Raw genomic sequence first — 18,473 nt, forward strand, 5'->3', positions numbered from 1 at the left:
CCGAATGGCCCCGGCCCCGGTCGGCCAGTGGCTCTCCCAGGCGACAACTCCTACTGATTCAATAGGAGTTACCGTCGCCGAGCCGAAGGAGCCCCGGTGTCCACCGTTGCGTCGTACGACGAGGCCGACCACGACGCCCGCCGGGCCCGGCAGTGGCTGGCCGGCCAGGCCCGCGCCGACGGGGTGTCCCGTGCCGACCTGGTGGCGCTGGGCACGGTGATGAGCGCCCTCGCCGCCGCCGAGGACGCACCGGAGCCCGTCGCGCCCGCCGCCGGGCCGGTCGGGGCGGACCCGGGCATCGTCAAGCCGCTCGACCCCGCGCTGCTCACGCCCTGCGACGGCAACGCCGAGATGCGCTGGGAGGCGATGGCCGGCCGGGGGTACGTGGTGCCGAACGACAGGTTCTTCGTCCGCAACCACACCCACACCCCGCGCATCGACGCCGACACCTGGCGACTACGGCTGTACGGCGACGGCCTGCGTGCCGCCCCGACCCGCCACGCCCCGGTCGAGTTCGACTACGCCGCCCTGCGCGCGCTGCCCGCCGTCGAGCTGCCCGCGCTGGTGGAGTGCGCCGGCAACGGGCGGCACTTCTTCGCCAGCCAGCAGGACACCCCGGCCTCCGGGGTGCAGTGGCGGCTCGGGGGCGTCGGGGTGGCCCGCTGGCGCGGGGTGCCACTGGCCACCGTGCTACGGCACGCCGGGTTGACCGCCGACGCGGTGGACGTGATGCCGGAGGGCCTGGACCCGCCGTACGTCACCGGGGGTGTCGACCTCGGCCGGGTACGCCGTCCGCTGCCGATCGGCAAGGCCCTCGACGACGTGCTGCTCGCGTACGAGATGAACGGGGCGCCGCTGCCGGCGGACCACGGCTTCCCGGTCCGGGTGGTGGTGCCCGGCTGGATCGGGATCTCCTCGATCAAGTGGGTCGGCGCGATCGAGGTCTCCACCACCCCGCTGTTCTCCCCGTGGAACACCAGCCTCTACCGGATGTTCGGTCCCGGCCAGCCGGCCGACGGCGGGCCGGCCGGCACCCAGTCGGTCAAGAGCGCGTTCGAGCTGCCCTGGGACGCCCGGCTGGCGGCCGGCGTCGAGACCACGCTGACCGGCCGGTCCTGGTCCGGGGCCGGTCCGATCGACCGCGTCGAGGTCGACACGGGCGAGGGGTGGCGACCGGCCACCCTGGTCGGGGCGGACCGGGGTGGACCCTGGCAGCGGTGGTCGACGCGGTGGTGTCCGCCGACCGCCGGCCGGTGGACGCTGCGGGCCCGCGCGGTGGACGTGACCGGCCGCGGTCAGCCCGACCGGGCCCTGGGCAACGACCTCGGTTACCTCTTCGACGGGGTGGTCCGGCATCCGGTGACGGCGGTCTGACCCGCCCGCCGTCCATCCGCACCGCCACCCGGCGGGACCGCCGACCGCAGGACTGCCCGGCATCCGCCGGGCGGTGGGTGTCCGGCGTCGACGGGCGGCGGGCCACCCCCGCCACGTGGATCGGGTCGGCCGTCCGGGTGCGACGGGCGGCCGGACCGCCCCGGCGCGACGGTCGCCGCCGCGCCGGGGTGGGGTCGGTGTCCGGTCAGGCGCGGGCGCAGGTCGCCGTGCCGGTGGGACCGCTGCCGGTGCCCTGGAAGCCGAACTCGGTGCCGGCACCCGCACCGACGGCGCTGTTGTAGCTGACGCTGCGGAAGCTGACGGCACCGGCTGTGCCGGTGCTCTGCGCGCTCCACACGGCGGTGACGGTGGCATCCGACGGCAGGGTCAGGTTGACCACCCACCCGTCGAGCCCGGCCGGGCCTGCGGTGACCTTGACGGTGGCCACGAAGCCGCCGGACCAGGAGTTCAACGACACCGACGTGGCGCAGTCACCGTCACCGGGCGGCGGGGTGGTGGTCGGAGGCGGGGTCGTCGTCGGAGGCGGGGTCGTCGTCGGCGGCGGCGTGGTGGGCGGCGGCGTGGTCGGCGGGACGGTGGTGCCGCCCGCGTTGAGCGCGTCCAGCGTGGAGGCGTACGCCGGCTTCCTGGTGCCGTTGCCGTCGAAGAGCAGCGGCGTGGCGCTGGACCGCCACGAGTCGGTGTCCCGGATGCCGGAGACGGTGATGCCGGTGCAGCGGGAGATCGCCAGGCAGGCGCGGACCACGCGGGAGTAGCTGTCGGCCTGGGAGCTGCCGGAGCCCTCGATGTCCAGCTCGGTGATCTGCACCTCGACGCCGAGGTCGACGAAACGCTGGAGGTTGGCCTGGTAGTCCGCCGGCACCGGTGACTGGGCGGTGAAGTGGGACTGGAAGCCGACGCAGTCGATCGGCACGCCCCGGGCCCTGAAGTCCCGGACCATGGCGTACACGCCGTTGCTCTTCGGGTTCTGCCCGTCGGTGTTGTAGTCGTTGTAGCAGAGCTTCGCGCCCGGGTCGGCGGCCCGGGCGGCCCGGAACGCCGCCTCGATCCAGTCGTCACCGGTGCGCTGCAGGTTCGAGTCACGACGCCCACCGCTGCCACCGTCGGCGAACGCCTCGTTCACCACGTCCCACGCGTCGATCCTGCCCCGGTAGTGGGTGGCGACCTGGGTGACGTGGTTGAGCATGGCGTTGCGCAGGGCGGTGCCGGACAGGACGGCCGTCCAGCGCGGTTGCTGCTGGTGCCAGGCCAGCGCGTGACCGCGGACCCGCATCCCGTAGGCCTCGGCGTGGCTGACCAGCTTGTCGCCACTGGCGTAGGTGAACTGGTTCGGGCTGGGCTCGGTGGCGTCCCACTTCATCTCGTTCTCGGCGGTGACCGAGGTGAACTCGCGGTTCAGGATGCCGACGTAGACGGAGTCGGAGAGCCTGTTCACCGCCACCGCGGTGCCGAAGTAGCGGCCCGTCTCGGCGGCGGCGGCACCGAGGGTGGTGCCGGCGCTGGCGCTGGCGGCGAGGACGACGGTGGTACCGACGGCGACCAGGCCGGTGGCGATCGAGGCCAGGGCGGCACGCAGCCGCGGTGGTGTGGTCCGACGCCCGCTGCTGCGGGCGGACACCTGGTTCATGGCAGAAGCCTTTCAAGACGGTGGGATGCACCGTCCCGACCTTCGCCCGAGTGCGGTGGCCGACCGGGGAGGCGGTGTGGTCGCCCGGAGGCCACACCCGCCCACGTCGTCGCTCAGCCGCCACCGCCGAGGTCGAGGGGTTGCCAGGGTGACGCTATCGAAACATCCTTAAGACTTCAACGAGCATCGATGTCTTGGCGGTGTCGTCGGCGCAGCCGCCGCTACTCGGTGGCGGCGAGGTAGCCGCTCGCCTGCAACTCGAACAGCTCCCGGTAGGGCCCGTCGGCGGCCATCAACGTGTCGTGGTCGCCCTGCTGCACCAGCCGACCACGGTCCATCACGAAGATCTGGTCGGCGTGCCGGACGTTGGCCAGCCGGTGGGTGATCAGCACGACCGTCCGGTCGGGCCGCCGCCGCAACTGCTCGAAGAGCGCGTGTTCGGCACGGGCGTCGAGGGCGGCCGACGGCTCGTCGCAGATCAGCAGCCGGGCGTCCCGGTAGAGACCCCGCGCGGCAACCAGCCGCTGCCACTGCCCGCCGGAGAGGTCGTGGCCGTTCTTGAACTCCCGCGCCAGCAGGGTGTCGTAGCCGAACGGCAACCCGGCGATCATGTCGTGCGCGGCGGCCGACCGGGCGGCGTCCTCGACGGTGGGCCCGGTCATGTCCGGGGCGCGGTCGTACCGGCCGATGCGGATGTTCTGCGCGGCGGTGAACGGGAACTTCCACCACTCCTGGGTCATCACCGCCACCTGGGCGGCGGTCGACGCCGGGTCCAGCTCGGCGACGTCGACGCCGTCCCACCGGATCGCCCCGCCGGTGGGCCGGTAGAGACCGGCGATCAGCTTGGCCAGGGTGGTCTTGCCGGAGCCGTTCTCCCCGACCAGCGCGACCACCTCGCCCCGCCGGACGGTGAGACTGACCTCGTCGACGGCCGGGGCGTCGGTGTCCGGGTAGCGCAGGCTCACCCGGTCCAGCTCGATGCTGTCGAACCCGGTGGCGGGCCGCCCCGGCGCGGTGCCGCTGCGCCCCTCGGCGCGGTCGAGGAAGTCCCGGTAGTCCTGGTAGTAGAGGGCGTCCTCGTAGAGGTTGTTGGTGGCGAAGACGGCGAGGGCGAGGCTGCTGCGGGCCGACTGGAGGGCGAGCAGCGCGGTCGCCGCCGCGGCCAGCGCGACCAGGCCGGCGAGCAGCAGCCCACCGAGCACGGCGTAGACCGCGAAGACGGCGACCCCGCCGACGGACATCCCGACGGCCCGGGTCCGGCTCTGCGCGCGGGCCAACCGCAGCAGCGCGGCCGTCTCGGCGCTCATCATCCGGCGGAACTCGGTGAGTAGGAAGTCGCGCATCTGGTAGGCCCGCACCTCGGCGGCGGTGTGCCGGTTGGCCATCAGGTTGGCCAGCATCCACATCCGGCGACGCCTGTTGATCCGGGCCAGCATGTCCAGGTACTGCCGGCGGGCCATCCGGACCGCGGTGACCGCCTCGGGCACCGCGGCGAGCAGCAGGCACGGCAGCAGCAACGGCTGGATCACGGTCACCGCGGCGGCGGTGGCGAGCACGCCCACCACTCCGGTGATCAGGTTGACCGTGTGGTCGACGATGGACGCCGCCTCGGCCGTGCCCCGGTCACGGACCCGGTCCATCTCCTCGGCGAAGCCGGCGTCGTCGAAGGCGGCCAGCTCGACCGCCGTGGTGGTCTCGAACAGCCGCAGCTCCACCGCGTAGGTGATCTGCGGGATCAGCCGGGCCTGCGCCCAGCCGGCGGTGACGGTCAGGGTGCCCTTGGCGGCCACCGCCGCCGCGGCGAGCACCAGCGCGGGCAGCGCGGCCCGGACCCGGTCCGGCGTCGGGCCGGCGGCGAACAACTCGCGCAGCACCCCGGTGGTGGCGAGCAGGCCGAGGGTGGTCATCACCCCGGCGGCCAGGTTCAGCCCGATCGCGGCGAGGGTGTCGCGCCGGCTGGTGGCCCAGGCCAACGCGACGGCCTCGCGCACCAGCCGGGGCAGCCGGCGGGCCACCGCGCGGAAGCTGGTGTGCGCGAACGTGGTGGCGTGGTGCATCCAGGCGCCGTCGGCCAGCTCCGGCAGATCGAGCCCGGCGTCGGCCGAGTCGTGCTCGGCGGGCTCGTCCGCGCCGACCGCACGGCGGGGACCGGTCACCGTCGCCATGGTTCCTCCCGGGCCGAAGGGGCGGGGCACGGGCGAGCCTACTGTCAGCGACGACAGGCTGTCTCGCCGTGGCGGCGTGTCGTACACCTGTCGCATTGGCGTGTCGCGGGGGGCGCCGCGCCGCCCGCCGCGCCGGGTCGCGTCGCGTGGCCGCGCCCCGGGTGGCAGGCTGGACGCGAACCGTCGGCGGCACCACGCGCCGACGACCGTCGTGAAGGAGAAGATCGACCCGATGGCTGCGAGTGTGACCACCACCGACGAATGGCAGGCGCTGCGCAAGCACGCCGAGACGATGCGCGGCACCCACCTGCGGGAGCTGTTCGCGGCCGAGCGGCAACGGGGTGAGCGGCTCACCGGCGAGGTCGCCGACCTGCACGTCGACTACAGCAAGAACCTCGTCACCGACGAGACGATCGGGCTGCTCACCGCGTTGGCCGGGCGGGTCGGGCTGACCGACCGGATCGCCGCCATGTTCGCCGGGGAGCACATCAACTCGACCGAGGACCGGGCCGTGCTGCACACCGCGCTGCGGCTGCCGCGCGACGCCGCGCTGACCGTGGACGGTCAGGACGTGGTTGCCGACGTGCACCGGGTGCTGGACCGGATGGCCGCGTTCAGCGAGCGGGTCCGCTCCGGGCAGTGGCGCGGGCACACCGGCGAGCGGATCAGCACGGTGGTCAACATCGGCATCGGCGGTTCCGACCTCGGCCCCGTGATGGCGTACGAGGCACTCAAGGCGTACCGGGACGCGGGGATCGACTGCCGGTTCGTCTCCAACATCGACCCGACCGACATCCACGACAAGACCCACGACCTCGACCCGGCGAGCACCCTGTTCGTGGTGGTGTCGAAGACCTTCTCGACGCAGGAGACGTTGGCCAACGCCGAGCAGGCCAAGACCTGGCTGCTGTCGGGCCTGGACGCCGACGACGACGCGGCGATCGCGAAGCACTTCGTGGCGGTGAGCACCAACGCGGGCCGGGTGGCCGATTTCGGCATCGACCCGGAGAACATGTTCGGCTTCTGGGACTGGGTGGGTGGCCGCTACTCGCTGCCGTCGGCGGTCGGGCTGTCGGTGATGCTGGCGGTCGGGCCGGACCGGTTCCGCGAGCTGCTGGCCGGCTACCACGCCGTCGACGAGCACTTCCGCACCACGCCGGTGGAGCGGAACCTACCGGCGCTGCTCGGGCTGATCAACGTGTGGTACGTCGACTTCCTCGGCGCGCAGACCCACGCCGTGCTGCCGTATTCGCAGTACCTGCACCGGTTCCCGGCGTACCTGCAGCAGCTCACCATGGAGAGCAACGGCAAGTCGGTGACCCTCGACGGCACGCCCGTCGACCACCCGACCGGGGAGATCTTCTGGGGCGAGCCGGGCACCAACGGTCAGCACGCCTTCTATCAGCTCATCCACCAGGGCACCGTGCTGATCCCGGCGGACTTCATCGCGTTCAGCCAGCCCAACCACGACCTGGGCGAGATGCACGACCTGTTCATGTCGAACTTCTTCGCGCAGACCGCCGCGCTGGCCTTCGGCCGGACGAAGGAGCAGGTCGAGGCGGAGGGCACGCCCGCCGAGGTGGTGCCGCACCGGGTGATGCCGGGCAACCACCCGACCACCTCGATCATCGCGCCGAAGCTCACCCCGTCGACGCTGGGCCAGCTCATCGCGCTCTACGAGCACATCGTGTTCACCTGCGGCGCGGTCTGGGACATCAACCCGTTCGACCAGTGGGGGGTGGAGCTGGGCAAGGTGATGGCCAACCAGCTCGCCCCGAAGCTGACCGGTGACGCGCCGGACCTGGCCGACGTGGACTCCTCCACGGCGGCGCTGATCCGCCGCTACCGCCGGGAGCGCGGCCGGGCCTGAGGTCCGGACGGCCGCTGCCGGGCACCCGGCGGGGGTCATCGGTGAGGTACGTCGGGACGGCGGCCGGGTCACCCGACCCGGTCGCCGATTCTTTCGACCCGACTGGTCCAACCAGTTGACGAGTTGACCGGTACGCCGCCAGACTGCTGCCGTGACCTTCGTGCCGGTGCCCCGCAGCTCCGTCTCCGACCACGTCTTCGGCCAGCTCCGTGACGCCATCGTCAGCGGGCGGCACTCCCCGGGTGACCCGCTGCCCGGGGAACGCGAACTCGCCGCCGCGTTCGCGGTCAACCGGCACGCCGTACGGGAGGCGTTGCGCCGGCTCCAGCAGCTCGGGCTGCTGCGGGTCAGCCAGGGTGGCGTCACCCGGGTGCTGGACTGGCGGGTGCACGCCGGCCTCGACCTGGCCCTGTCCCTCGCCCAGTCCGGCGACGTGCTGCCGGTGGAGAACCTGGTCCGGGACATGCTGGAGATGCGCGCCTGCGTCGGGGTCGACGCGGCCCGGTGCTGCGCGGTGCGGGCCACCGGGGCGGTACGCCGGCTCGTGGTCGACACCGTGGAGGGCTTCGCCGCGCTCGCTCCCGACCTGTCCGCGATGGCCGAGGCGAACATCGCGCTGTGGCGGCACATCGTCACCGGCAGCGGCAACACCGCCTACCTGCTCTCCTTCAACAGCCTGGTGGCCGGGGCGCTGGCCGTCGGCGAGGTGCCGCCGGCCCGACGCGCGGCCGAACTGCTGGACGTCGCCAGGCACCGCCGGCTGGCCGCCGCGATCGCCGACGGCCGGGGCGACGACGCCGCCACCGAGGCACACATCCTGCTCACCGCGTCCCTCACCAGCCCGACCGGCTGACCGTCGGACATCTGCCACCGGTCGACCCGCACCACCCCACCCGCCGACCCGTCCCGGGCGTCCACCCCCGTCGCCCGTCCCCCGGAAGGGAACGTCGCGCATGATCCCCGCCGTGCTCTACGCCGTACCGGCATTCCTGCTGCTCATCGCCGTCGAGGCGTGGTCGTACCGGTTCGCGCCGGACGACGACGAACGCGGCTACGAGCTGCGGGACACCACCACCAGCCTCACCATGGGCGCCGGCAGCCAGCTGATCGGCTTCCCGTGGAAACTGCTCACCGTCGGCCTCTACGTCGCGCTGTGGACCGTCGCCCCGGTGGTGCAGCTCTCCCCCACCAGCGTCGGCACCTGGGTGCTGCTGTTCGTCGCCGACGACCTGGCCTACTACTGGTTCCACCGCACCCACCACGAGGTGCGCCTGTTCTGGGCCAGCCACGTGGTGCACCACTCCAGCACCCACTTCAACCTCTCCACCGCGCTGCGGCAGAGCTGGACGCCGATGACCTCACTGCCGTTCTGGCTGCCGCTGGCGCTGCTCGGCATCCCACCCTGGATGATCTTCCTCCAGCAGTCGGTCAGCCTGCTGTACCAGTTCTTCCTGCACACCGAGCGGATCGACAGGCTGCCCCGACCGGTCGAGTGGGTCTTCAACACCCCGTCGCACCACCGGGTGCACCACGGCGCGAACCGCGAGTACCTGGACCGCAACTACGGCGGCATCCTGATCGTCTGGGACCGGCTCTTCGGCAGCTTCGCCCCGGAGGACACCGCCGTGCGGTACGGGCTGACGACGAACATCGGCACCTACAACCCGCTGCGGGTGGCCACCCACGAGTACGCCGCGATCTGGGCCGACGTCCGGCGGGCCAGATCGTGGCGGCACCGGCTCGGGCACGTCCTCGGCCGTCCCGGCTGGCAGCCCGCCCGATGAGCGGCGCCCGCGCTACCCGGCGACCCGACCGGGGCCGGCCGGCGTCCGGTGTGGCCGGTCGGTGGTGGCTGGGGGCGTTCGGACTGGCCGCCGTCGTCGAGCTGACCGGGGTCGCCCTCGACGCGCCGGCCGTGCAGTGGGCGGCCAAGCCGCTGCTCGCCCCGCTGCTGCTCGGCTGGCTGCTCGCCGTACGCCGGCGGTGGGACCCGGTGGCGACCGGGCTGGTCTGCGCGGCCGCCGGTGACGTGGCGCTGCTGGTGCCCGGCAGCACCGCGTTCCTGCTCGGGATGGGGTGCTTCCTCGGCACCCAGCTGGCGTTCCTGACCGCGTTCCTGCGCCACCGGCGGCCACCCGCGCCGGCCGTGGCCGGCTACCTGGCACTGTGGGCGGCGGGCAACGCGCTGCTCTGGGGTCGGCTGGGTGACCTGCGGCTGCCGGTGCTCGGCTACAGCCTGGCGTTGACCCTGATGGCCGCCGCCGGCTGGGGGGTGTCCCGGCGGGTGGCCGCCGGTGGCGCGCTGTTCCTCCTGTCCGACCTGCTGATCGGGGTCGAGGCGACGGGCGTCCGGCTGCCCGGCCACGGGCTGTGGGTGATGACCACCTACCTCGCCGCCCTGCTCCTGATCACCACCGGCTGGGCGGGCCGCCGGGTCGGGCCGCCCCGCGCCGACCCGGCTCAGCCGAGGGCGGCGACCAGGGCCTCCGGAGCCATCGTGGACGGGCGGTCGCTGACCTGACCGTCGCCGATCTCCACCAGCCGCCACCGGCCGTCGGTGCGCCACGCCAGGTCGGCGGTGACGAAGGGCAGGTCGAGCGCCGTCACCACGGCGGCCAGCGGCCCGAGGTCCACCGGCACGTCGGGCAGTTCCGCCGGGGTGTCCGGGTGCGGGCCGGTGAGCACGCAGCGGCCGTCCACCCACCAGGTGCGGATCTCGACGCCGGCGAGGGGCTCGAAGCGGCGCAGCACGAAACCGCAGGCGAAGTCGTCGTCACGCAGTTCGCGCAGCCGGGTCGCGACCCGCCAGGCTGCGTCACCGTCGGCCAACTCCGGCACGAAACACGCCTCGTGCCAGTGGTGCTTGGCGGATTTGGTCCAGTCCCGCAGCACCGCCGGACCGCCGCCCAGCGCGGTACGGGCGCGGTCGAAGTCGGACCGGTCGACGCCGACCGTCCAGCAGGACTGCGGGGTGAGCGCCGCGGCCGTGGCGTACCACCCGGGCAGCTCGTGGGCGCGGCGGTACCGGTCGGGGTCGGTGCGCAGGGTGACCTGCCGGGCGCGCAGCGCCCCGGCGAAGCCGGCGTACCGGGCGGCGGAGAGCATCCAGCCCCGGTAGACCGCGTCGTCGGCCGCGGGCACCCCGGCGACCGCCCGGGTGACGTCCCGCCCCGCCGCGAGGGCGTCGTGGTCGACGACGGCGACCGGGTGCCCTGCCGCCCGGGCGGCCTGCGCCTCCGGCGCGAAGTGCGGGTCCGGTCGACGGGGACGCAGCGGGTCGGCGGGGACGATCAACAGCATGCCCGCATCCTCCCCCGGCAGACCCGCCCGCACCCATCGTCTTTTCCCGCGAACGCGGCACACGGATTTACCCGGAATGGGGGCACGAACGGTCACGCTGTCGGACAGTTCCGCAGCGTGGCGGTGGTCATCCCCACCCGGGGCGGTTGGTTTCGCTTGCGCGCGGGGTGGAGACTCTTCTTCGGTACCGACAAAGGGGGAGACCGTGCCCGACACCGACCGCCCGCAGCGACATACCCGAGCCGCCGTTCCCGCCGGGGTCACCGATCCGCTCCTGTGGCGGATGGCCCTCGATGTGATCGACGCGCACCATCCCGACCAGGCCGGGCGTTGCGACAACCTGCTCTGCGAACACCAGGAGTGGCCCTGCGACGCCGCACGCAACGCCCACCGGGCGCTGACCATGGCCGGCGACGTGACGACCGGCGTCATCGACGACCGACGCACCGTACGGGAGCAGCCCGGCCGGCCCGCGCGGCGCACGCGTACCGTCGAGGCGGCCTGACCCGTCGATCGCCGTCCCCCTCGCCCCCGGCGGCTGGCGCACCGGGCCGGTGAGGGGGACGCGACCTGTCTTCTTCCTGTCTCGCCCCCGGACCGCGCCGGCGGGCTGCCGAAGACCTGACCCGGCAGTCAGCCGAGGCGCTTGGCGGAGCGGATCGCGGTGGCCAGGTTCTCCAGCAGCGGGGCCGCGCCCGCGTACGAGAAGCGGGGCACCGCGTCCCACGGGGTGACCTGGTTGGCCTTGACGGCCGGGAGCTGCGCCCAGGTGGGCTTGGCCGCGAGGTCCTTGGGCTGCAACGCGGTGGAGCGGTTGTCCAGCAGGATCAGATCGGCCGGGAACTTGCCGGCGTTCTCCCAGCTCAGCACCTCGAAGTAGTCGCCGGCCTCCAGCTTGGTCGGCACCACGATGTCCACACCCAGCTCGGCGAAGTACATCAGGTCGGTGCTGACCTTCGGGTTGGAGACGTAGAACAGGTCGGGGCTGCCCGAGGAGGCCATCACCCGGATGCCCGGGTTGGCCTTGACCGCCGCCCGCACCTGCTCGGCGGCGGCCTCGAAGCGGGTCTTGGCCGTGGTGACCTTCGCGGCGGACAGGTCCGCGCCGAGGGAGCGGGCCAGTTCGGCGTAGCGTTCGATCGGGCGGGTCATCGGGGTGCGCGCGGTGGCGATCGCCACGCTCGGCGCGAGCTTGAGGATCTTGTCGCGGCTCTCGTCCGGGACGTACCAGAGGGCGTCGGGGTCGTACATGTGGGTGACCAGCAGTTCGGGGCGCAGCGCGGCGTACTTCTCCACGTTGAACTCACCCCAGACGTTGCCCAGCACGGTGACCTTGTCGACGTCGAGGTCGCCGGCCTGCGGCTCGCGGGAGCCGTCGGTGCGGGTGGTCTCGCCGAACACCCCGACGAGCGCGGAGTCGAGTCCGAAGTCGACGAGCGCGGCGGCCACCCCGGTGAAGGCGACCACCCGGGTCGGCGCGCTGGGCGCCTCGACCCTGCGCTGGCGGTCGTCGGTGAAACTCCACGGACCGGCCGGGCCGTTCCCGGCGGGCTTGGCCGGGTCGTCACCTCCGCCGCAGGCGGCGAGGAGCGCGGTCAGGGCCGCGCCGCCACCGGCGGCGAGCAGCCCTCGGCGGGAGAGGCGGGGTGAGGACGAGGAAGGCAACATACGACGTCTTTCGGTCAGGCCCGGACCGTGACGATCCGCGACAGCAGGGTTAGGCTAACCTAACCTAAGTCACTGTCAAACCTGCGTGCGCCGCTCTTTCGCCCCCTGGAGCCGACACTGTCCGCCACCCTATCCTCACCTACCGCTGCACCGGGCGTGGCGTCGACCCGCCGGCGCGTCGGCGTCCGGGCCGCCGGGCTCGGCACCGGCCTGCTGCTCCTCGTCGTCGTGACGGTGCTCAGCATCGCCGTCGGCGCGAAGCAGCTCACCCTCGTCGAGGTGTGGCACGGCCTGGTCTCCCCCGGCTCACCCGAACACGCGGTGGTGCAGCAGATGCGGCTGCCCCGGACCCTGCTCGGGCTGCTCGCCGGCGCGGCCCTCGGCGTGGCCGGCGCCCTCATGCAGGCGCTCACCCGCAACCCGCTCGCCGACCCCGGCCTGCTCGGCATCAACGCCGGCGCGTCCGCCGCCGTGGCCACCGCCACCGCCCTGCTCGGCGTCGCCACGGTCCGGGGCTGGATCTGGTTCGCCCTGCTCGGCGCGGTGGTCGTCACGGTGGCGGTGCACGCCGTCGGCGGCGGCCGACAGGCCACCCCGGAACGGCTCGCGTTGGCCGGGGCCGCCCTCAACGCGGTGCTCTACTCGTTCGTCAGCGCGGTGATGCTGCTCGACGCGGCCTCACTGGACCGGCTGCGGTTCTGGACGGTCGGTTCGCTGGCCACCGCCGACTTCACCACCGTCGCCACGGTGGCCCCGTTCATCCTGGCCGGCCTGCTGGTCGGGCTGGCCGGGGCCCGCCCGCTCAACGCCCTGGCCCTCGGCGACGACGCGGCCCGCGCGCTGGGCGCCAGCCCCGCCCTGATCCGGGCCGGTACGGTCACCGCGGTCACCCTGCTCTGCGGCGCGGCCACCGCCGCCTGCGGCCCGATCGTCTTCGTCGGCCTGCTCGTCCCCCACCTGGTACGCGCGCTGACCGGCCCGGACCTGCGCTGGCTGCTGCCCTACGCGGCGGTGCTCGCCCCGGTGCTGCTGCTCGGCGCGGACGTGCTCGGCCGGGTCCTCGGCCGGCCCGGGGAACTCCAGGTCGGCCTGGTCACCGCCGTGCTCGGCGGCCCGCTGTTCCTGCGTCTGGTGGCCCGCCGGTGAGCCGCACCCGACCCGCCGACCCGCCGACCCGGCCGCTGGCACGGGCGGTCCGCATCGGCACCCGCTCGGTACGCTGGCGCGGCCGCAGCGTGACCGTCGGACTGGTCGCCACCGCCCTGACCGTCGTCCTCGGCGTGCTCGCGATCGGTGGCGGCGACTATCCGATGAGCACCGCCGACGTGCTGCGCACGCTGACCGGCGGCGGCAGCGTCGCCGAGAACTTCATCGTCGGCGAGCTGCGGTTGCCCCGGCTGGTGACCGCGCTCGGCGTCGGGGCGGCCCTGGCGCTGTCCGGCGCGATCCTCCAGTCGCTGGTCCGCAACCCGTTGGGCAGCCCCGACGTGCTCGGCGTCACCCAGGGCGCGTCGACCGGCGCGCTGATCGTGGTGGTGACCGGTGGCGGCACCCTGCTGCTGTCCGGCGCGGCGCTGCTCGGCGGCCTCGCCACCGGCCTGCTGCTGTGGACGGTGGCCGGCCGGCACGGCGTGCACGGCTACCGGCTGGTGCTGGTCGGCATCGGCACCACGGCGATCCTCACCGGCGTCAACGGCTGGCTGCTCACCCGGGCCCCGCTGATGGACGCGGCGCGCGCCGTGCTCTGGCTCACCGGCAGCCTCGACGGGCGGGACTGGGCGCAGGCCGTCCCGCTGCTCGGCCTGCTGGCGCTGCTGACACCGGTGGTGGCCGGCACCGCCCGCGCGCTGAACCTGATCGAACTGGGTGACGACACCGCCACCGCGCTCGGCGTGCCGGTGTCGCTGGTACGGCAACTGCTGCTCGGCGCGGCGGTGCTGCTCGCCGCCGGGGCGGCGGCCGCCGCCGGGCCGGTGTCCTTCGTGGCCCTGGTCGCGCCGCACCTGGCCCGCCGGCTCACCCGGGCACCCGGACCGAACCTGGCCACCGCAGCCGCCACCGGAGCGGTACTGCTGCTCGCCGCCGACCTGGCCGCCCAGCGGACCATCGAGGGCCACCAACTTCCCGTCGGGGTGGTCACCGGATTGATCGGCGGGGCCTACCTGGTATGGCTGCTCGCCACGCGCCGTCGCGCGGCACGGATCTGAGGAGGACGCGGTGACGAGTCGACTCGGCGGGGTCGGGATGACCCTGGCCTACGAACGGCGGGTGGTGGCCCGGGACCTGACGGTGGCCGTGCCCGACCGGTCGTTCACGGTGGTGATCGGCCCCAACGCCTGCGGCAAGTCCACCCTGCTGCGGGCCCTGGCGCGGACGCTGCGGCCGACCGCCGGCACCGTGCTGCTCGACGGCCGGGACATCCACACGATGCGGTCCCGGGAGGTGGCCCGCACCCTCGGCCTACTGCCGCAGTCGTCGGTCGCGCCGGAGGGCATCACCGTGGCCGACCTGGTCGCCCGGGGCCGCTACCCGCACCAGGGACTGCTGCGGCAGTGGTCGGCCGAGGACGAGCGGGTGGTGGCCGAGTCGATGGCCGCCACCGGCGTCACCGAGCTGGCCGCGCGACCCGTCGACGAACTCTCCGGCGGGCAGCGGCAGCGGGTCTGGATCGCGATGGCGCTGGCCCAGCAGACCTCCCTGCTGCTGCTCGACGAACCCACCACCTACCTGGACGTCGCGCACCAGATCGAGGTGCTCGACCTGTGCGCCCGGTTGCACGAGGAGCAGGGCCGGACCCTGGTCGCGGTGCTGCACGACCTGCACCACGCCGCCCGCTGGGCCACCCACCTGATCGCCATGCGCGACGGTCGGGTGGTGGCCCAGGGCGACCCGCGTGAGGTGGTCACCGCCGCCCTCGTCGAGGAGGTGTTCGGGCTGCCCTGCCGGATCGTCGAGGACCCGGAGACGGGCACCCCGCTGGTCGTGCCCCGGGCCCGGCGCGGGCGTCAGTCCGGGCCGGTCAGCGCCGGGTAGTCGGCGGCGGTCAGCGGTCCGGTCGACAGCGAGCCGTCGGCGCGGGGCACCTCCAACGGCCGGCCGCGCAGCAGGAACGACACCCCGGCGACGTCGGGACGGCTGTCCAGGGTGCAGACGATCTGCCCGTAGGCCAGCACCTCGTCGCTGCGACCGGACTCCTCCCCCGGCGGCTCCACCTCCACCTGGGCCCGCCCGTCGACCAGCCGGGCGCCGAGCACGTGCACCGCCCCGGGCAGGGCGGTGCTCAGGCCGACCGCCCGTTCGGCCCGGGTGGGGCCGGCGAGCAGGCGACGCAGGTGCCCGTCCACCCCGTCGGCCGCGTCGACCTGCCGGACCGTACGCACCAGTTGACCGCTGCGGACCAGGCAGAACGCCTGCTCCACCCGGCCCGGGGCGCTGCTCGCGGCCGGGGCCGCGGGCGGGCCGAACGGCGGTTGCACCGCCCGGGGCTGCTGGTCGGCCGGCACCCCGCAGCCGGCGAGCAGCAGCACCGCCACCAGCGTCGACGCCATCCGGCGGGTCACGGCCGGCTCCCCGGCAGCTCCACCCGGAAGCGGGCGCCGCCGCCGGGCCGGTCGGACACGCGGGCCCGTCCACCGTGGGCGGCGGCGTGCTGGGCGACCAGCGCCAGGCCCAGGCCGGTCCCGTCGCCGCCGGCCCGGTCGTGCGCGGCCCGGCCTCGGACGAACCGGTCGAAGACCACCTCCCGGTCGGCCACCGGCACCCCCGGGCCGGCGTCGTCGACCTCGACCACCCCCGTGCCGTCGGAGAGCCACAGCCGCACCGCGACCGGGCCGCCGCCGTAGCGGACCGCGTTGTCCAGCAGGTTGACCAGCAACTGCTCCACCCGCCGGGGGTCGACCGACCAGCGTCCCGGCGCGGGCGGGCCGGCCTCCACCAGGGAACCGGGCAGGCCCCGGCCCCGGCACACGTCCCGGGCCAGCGCCACCACGTCGACCTCCTCACGCTGCGCCGGCCGGTCGCTGCGGGCCAGCTCGATCAGGTCGTTGACCAACTGCTGGAACCGGGTGATCTCCTCGCTGACCAGGCCGGCGGCGGTGGCCGTCCGGTCGTCCAACCGGTCCCGCCGCCGGGACAGCACACTCGCCGCCGCCGACAGCGTCTGCAACGGCGAGCGCAGCTCGTGGGCGACGTCGGCGGCGAACCGCCGGTCCCGCTCGATGCGGACCGCCACCTGGTCGGCCATCCGGTTGAACGAGGTGGAGAGCCGGGCCAGATCAGGGTCGGTGCCGGGGGCGAGCCGGGCCGTCACGTCGCCCGCCGCGATCTTCTCGGCGGCGTCGGCCACCGCCGTCAACGGCCGCAGCCCGTGCCGGGTGGCATACCAGCCGAGCGCCGCGCCGGAGCCGGCCACGGTGACCGCCACCACGGTCAACGCCAACGCCAGCACCTGGAAGGTCTGCTCCAGCTCCCGCAGCGAGGTGATCTCGTAGTAGCCGGTCGAGTCGGCCAGCGGCACACCGACCAGCAGCGCCGGCTGCCCGTCGACCCGGACCCGCTGCACCGCCGGTTCACCGTCGGCGACCATCGCCATCAGCCCGGCCGGCACCGCGCCGGACGGGCCCTCGTCGGCGGTGCGGGCGTACCAGCGGCCGTCGCGGTGCACCAGGGCCCGGCGGCTGCCCCCGGTGTCCAGGGTGCGTAGCACCTCGTAGATGTCCGGGGTGTCGGTGTCCAGGCCGGCCCGGACCACCGCCGCGTCGAAGTACGCGGCCCGCAGCGCCGTACGCTCCCGCTCGTCGAGCAGCGACCGGCGCACCAGCTCGTACGAGATCAGCGCCATCAGCGCCGACAGCAGCAGCGCCCCGATCGCGAACGCGGCGGTGACCCGGGCCCGCAGGCCGAGCCGCCTCATCGTTGCAGCTTGTAGCCGAGGCCCCGCAGGGTGACCAGGTGCCGGGGGTTCGCCGGATCGGCCTCGATCTTCTGCCGCAGCCGGCCCACGTGCACGTCGACCAGCCGCTCGTCGCCCGTCTCGTAGCCCCACACCCGGCTGAGCAGCTGCTGGCGGGACAGCACCCGGCCGGCGTGCTCGGCCAGCTCGCAGAGCAACCGGAACTCGGTGCGGGTCACCGGCACCGGTCGCCCCGACCGGCGCACCTCACCGGCCTCCGGGCTGATCTCCAACGCGCCGAAGACCAGCACCGGCACCGTCACCGACGGTGCGACGGCGGTCCGGCCCCGGCGGCGCAGCGCCCGCAACCGGGCCGAGAGTTCCTTGATGGCGACCGGCTTGACCAGGTAGTCGTCCGCGCCCGCCTCCAACGCGGCGACGATGTCGTGGGTGTCGTCGCGGGCGCTGACCACCACGATCGGCACGTCGTCGTCACGGCGCAACTGCCTGATGCACTCGAAACCGTCCAGACCGGGCAGCATCAGGTCGACCAGGACGTAGTCGGCGGCCTCCTGCCGCTGCGCCCGCAACCCCTCCTCCGCCGTGGCCGCCCCGCGCGCCAGGTAGCCCTCGTCCTCCAGGGCCAGCAGCAGCGCCAGACGGATCCGGTCGTCGTCCTCGATCACCAGTACGCCCGCCATCGGGAAATCGTGCCCGGTACGCGCCGACGATGACGAACCGGGCACGGCGAACGCGGGATTTGTCACGCAACTGACATACGTCCGCGCAACGGTCGCCAACCTCACCCCGGAGGCTGGGGCCGGACAGTGAGCGTGGAAGGAGGCCGAGTCGTGGGAGCGTCCCGCCCGGAGTGCACCGTACCGCTGGTGGAGGTGTGCGTCACCGACGACCTGGACCTGGCCGCGCTGGCCCGGTCCCGGCAGGTCTTCGACCGGCTCGTCGCGCTGCGCCCGGCCCACGTGGTGGTGGACCTGTCCGAATGCCGGCATCTCGACGCCGCCGCGATCGGGCTGCTGCTCGACGTGCACCGCGAACTGGCCCGCCACGGCGGCGTGCTGACCCTGCGGGACCCGAGCGCCCGGGCGTTGCGCGTGCTGAGCGCCGCCCGGGTGTCCCGGGTGCTGCCGATGGTCACCACCCCACGGGCCCTGCGGGTGGACGGCGGGCAGGTCCCGTCCGCCGCCCACCGGCAGCCCGCCCGGGAGCTGGTCCGGGAGCACAGCCGGTGAGCGTGCCCGGGATCGTCGCCGCCGTCGTCGTCGGGCTCGTCATCGGTGCGCTGGGACGCCTCGTCGTCGCACGCCGTACGCAGGTCCCGCTCTGGCTCACCCTCGCCGTCGGCCTGGTCGCCGCGCTGCTCGGCACCATCGTCAGCCGGCTGGTGGGCATCGACAGCGACGGTTTCACGCTACGGCAGCTGATCGTGCAGGTCGGCCTGGCCGGGGTCGCCGTGGCGCTGGTCGTCGGCACCGCCGGCGGCCGGACCGAGCCCTGACCCACCGGAACCGGTCGTGGCCCGGCGCGCGGGGTCTCCGG

Annotated in this window: 18 protein-coding genes; 11 read left to right on the forward strand and 7 right to left on the reverse strand. The window is 74.1% G+C overall.

Translation table 11 applies throughout. The annotated features are described in order from the left end of the window. Positions 1-96: 96 nt before the first annotated feature. The gene (locus tag ACOJTC_RS14060; protein ID WP_420117194.1) at positions 97-1,374 is read left to right on the forward strand and encodes a sulfite oxidase; all 1,278 of its coding nucleotides are present in this window, start codon (positions 97-99) and stop codon (positions 1,372-1,374) included. 205 nt (positions 1,375-1,579) lie between these two features. Here ACOJTC_RS14060 and ACOJTC_RS14065 read toward each other — a convergent pair whose 3' ends face one another. Together ACOJTC_RS14065 and ACOJTC_RS14070 are read right to left on the reverse strand one after the other, a co-directional pair. Continuing rightward, positions 1,580-3,022 (reverse strand): endo-1,4-beta-xylanase, encoded by a 1,443-nt coding sequence (locus tag ACOJTC_RS14065; RefSeq protein ID WP_420117195.1) that lies wholly within the window; start codon positions 3,020-3,022, stop codon positions 1,580-1,582. Positions 3,023-3,243: 221 nt separating this feature from the next. Further along, positions 3,244-5,187 (reverse strand): ABC transporter ATP-binding protein, encoded by a 1,944-nt coding sequence (locus tag ACOJTC_RS14070; protein ID WP_420117196.1) that lies wholly within the window; start codon positions 5,185-5,187, stop codon positions 3,244-3,246. Positions 5,188-5,419: 232 nt separating this feature from the next. Between ACOJTC_RS14070 and pgi the strand changes: the two genes are divergently transcribed. From pgi to ACOJTC_RS14090, 4 genes are all read left to right on the forward strand, one after another. Next, complete coding sequence (pgi, locus tag ACOJTC_RS14075; RefSeq protein WP_420117197.1) at positions 5,420-7,057, forward strand: glucose-6-phosphate isomerase; 1,638 nt, start codon at positions 5,420-5,422, stop codon at positions 7,055-7,057. Positions 7,058-7,208: 151 nt separating this feature from the next. Then, on the forward strand, positions 7,209-7,910 hold the full coding sequence (locus ACOJTC_RS14080; protein WP_420117198.1) for a FadR/GntR family transcriptional regulator: 702 nt from the start codon (positions 7,209-7,211) through the stop codon (positions 7,908-7,910). A gap of 100 nt (positions 7,911-8,010) precedes the next feature. Further along, positions 8,011-8,841, forward strand: a complete 831-nt coding sequence (locus ACOJTC_RS14085) for a sterol desaturase family protein (RefSeq protein ID WP_420117199.1) — start codon at positions 8,011-8,013, stop codon at positions 8,839-8,841. Beyond that, positions 8,838-9,578, forward strand: coding sequence for a lysoplasmalogenase (locus ACOJTC_RS14090; RefSeq protein WP_420117200.1), 741 nt, complete (start codon positions 8,838-8,840; stop codon positions 9,576-9,578). Before ACOJTC_RS14085 ends, ACOJTC_RS14090 begins: the two co-directional genes overlap by 4 nt. On the opposite strand, the gene ACOJTC_RS14095 is transcribed toward ACOJTC_RS14090, so the two are convergent. Further along, on the reverse strand, positions 9,518-10,357 hold the full coding sequence (locus ACOJTC_RS14095; RefSeq protein ID WP_420117201.1) for an ATP-grasp domain-containing protein: 840 nt from the start codon (positions 10,355-10,357) through the stop codon (positions 9,518-9,520). The two genes, ACOJTC_RS14090 and ACOJTC_RS14095, sit on opposite strands and share 61 nt — an antisense overlap. A 205-nt stretch (positions 10,358-10,562) precedes the next feature. On the opposite strand from ACOJTC_RS14095, the gene ACOJTC_RS14100 reads away from it, so the two are divergent. After that, positions 10,563-10,862, forward strand: coding sequence for a hypothetical protein (locus ACOJTC_RS14100; protein WP_420117202.1), 300 nt, complete (start codon positions 10,563-10,565; stop codon positions 10,860-10,862). Between the two features lie 128 nt (positions 10,863-10,990). On the opposite strand, the gene ACOJTC_RS14105 is transcribed toward ACOJTC_RS14100, so the two are convergent. Continuing rightward, positions 10,991-12,025, reverse strand: coding sequence for an ABC transporter substrate-binding protein (locus ACOJTC_RS14105; protein WP_420117203.1), 1,035 nt, complete (start codon positions 12,023-12,025; stop codon positions 10,991-10,993). Positions 12,026-12,097: 72 nt separating this feature from the next. On the opposite strand from ACOJTC_RS14105, the gene ACOJTC_RS14110 reads away from it, so the two are divergent. Genes ACOJTC_RS14110 through ACOJTC_RS14120 form a run of 3 tightly spaced genes read left to right on the forward strand, consistent with a single transcriptional unit; the run spans position 12,098 to position 15,058 of the window. Continuing rightward, positions 12,098-13,171, forward strand: coding sequence for a FecCD family ABC transporter permease (locus ACOJTC_RS14110; RefSeq protein WP_420117207.1), 1,074 nt, complete (start codon positions 12,098-12,100; stop codon positions 13,169-13,171). A 35-nt stretch (positions 13,172-13,206) separates the two neighbouring features. Next, entirely contained in the window at positions 13,207-14,232 is a 1,026-nt protein-coding gene (locus ACOJTC_RS14115) for a FecCD family ABC transporter permease (RefSeq protein WP_420117208.1), read from the forward strand. Between the two features lie 37 nt (positions 14,233-14,269). Further along, positions 14,270-15,058 carry an ABC transporter ATP-binding protein gene (locus tag ACOJTC_RS14120; RefSeq protein WP_420117209.1) on the forward strand — a complete coding sequence of 263 codons (789 nt, stop codon included), beginning with the start codon at positions 14,270-14,272 and terminating at the stop codon, positions 15,056-15,058. Here the strand turns inward: ACOJTC_RS14120 and ACOJTC_RS14125 are convergent. Genes ACOJTC_RS14125 through ACOJTC_RS14135 form a run of 3 tightly spaced genes read right to left on the reverse strand, consistent with a single transcriptional unit; the run spans position 15,031 to position 17,617 of the window. Beyond that, positions 15,031-15,585: a GerMN domain-containing protein gene (locus ACOJTC_RS14125; protein ID WP_357929930.1), complete on the reverse strand. Its 555-nt coding sequence runs from the start codon at positions 15,583-15,585 to the stop codon at positions 15,031-15,033. The genes ACOJTC_RS14120 and ACOJTC_RS14125 overlap by 28 nt on opposite strands. After that, positions 15,582-16,937 carry a sensor histidine kinase gene (locus ACOJTC_RS14130; RefSeq protein WP_420117204.1) on the reverse strand — a complete coding sequence of 452 codons (1,356 nt, stop codon included), beginning with the start codon at positions 16,935-16,937 and terminating at the stop codon, positions 15,582-15,584. Before ACOJTC_RS14130 ends, ACOJTC_RS14125 begins: the two co-directional genes overlap by 4 nt. Continuing rightward, on the reverse strand, positions 16,934-17,617 hold the full coding sequence (locus ACOJTC_RS14135) for a response regulator transcription factor (protein WP_420117205.1): 684 nt from the start codon (positions 17,615-17,617) through the stop codon (positions 16,934-16,936). Before ACOJTC_RS14135 ends, ACOJTC_RS14130 begins: the two co-directional genes overlap by 4 nt. Positions 17,618-17,767: 150 nt before the next feature. Here ACOJTC_RS14135 and ACOJTC_RS14140 point away from each other — a divergent pair, with 150 nt between their 5' ends. After that, positions 17,768-18,166: an STAS domain-containing protein gene (locus tag ACOJTC_RS14140; protein ID WP_363653462.1), complete on the forward strand. Its 399-nt coding sequence runs from the start codon at positions 17,768-17,770 to the stop codon at positions 18,164-18,166. Beyond that, positions 18,163-18,432 carry a GlsB/YeaQ/YmgE family stress response membrane protein gene (locus ACOJTC_RS14145; protein WP_420117206.1) on the forward strand — a complete coding sequence of 90 codons (270 nt, stop codon included), beginning with the start codon at positions 18,163-18,165 and terminating at the stop codon, positions 18,430-18,432. The genes ACOJTC_RS14140 and ACOJTC_RS14145 overlap by 4 nt, the downstream gene beginning before the upstream one ends. The last annotated feature ends 41 nt before the right edge of the window (positions 18,433-18,473 follow it).

It is taken from the genome of Micromonospora sp., assembly GCF_048594385.1.
GTDB classification, from domain to species: Bacteria; Actinomycetota; Actinomycetes; order Mycobacteriales; family Micromonosporaceae; genus Micromonospora; species Micromonospora wenchangensis.